The organism is Cupriavidus sp. SIMBA_020, assembly GCF_046535395.1.
GTDB lineage: Bacteria > Pseudomonadota > Gammaproteobacteria > Burkholderiales > Burkholderiaceae > Cupriavidus > Cupriavidus campinensis.
Genome location: NZ_JAWRWU010000698.1, coordinates 1 through 268, shown reverse-complemented (window position 1 = coordinate 268; position 268 = coordinate 1). Strand labels below are relative to the sequence as shown.

Annotated in this window: 1 pseudogene; it reads right to left on the bottom strand. The window is 70.5% G+C overall.

Going from position 1 to position 268, the window contains the following annotated elements:
• A pseudogene (locus SB751_RS31120) lies at nt 1–268 on the bottom strand (ABC transporter ATP-binding protein/permease); the annotation flags it as partial.

The window sequence follows — 268 nt, the reverse complement described above, 5'->3', positions numbered from 1 at the left end:
CGAAGGGCCCACCAGCGCGGTCAGACCTCGCGCCGGCAGATCCAGATCGATATCGCGCAGGGCTGGCGCACTGCCGCCGGCGTAGCGGAATTCGAGACCGTTGATACGGATGCGCGCCGGTGCGCCAGGGCCGCCCTCTGACGGCCATTGCGGCAGCGGCGCCACCGCCCGTACGTCTTCGATGCGGGCCAGGGCGGCCTCGATCAGCGCCAGGATCGTGGTGAAGTTCACGAAGGTCGCCAGCGGCTCGGCAAAGCGCGCCACCAGC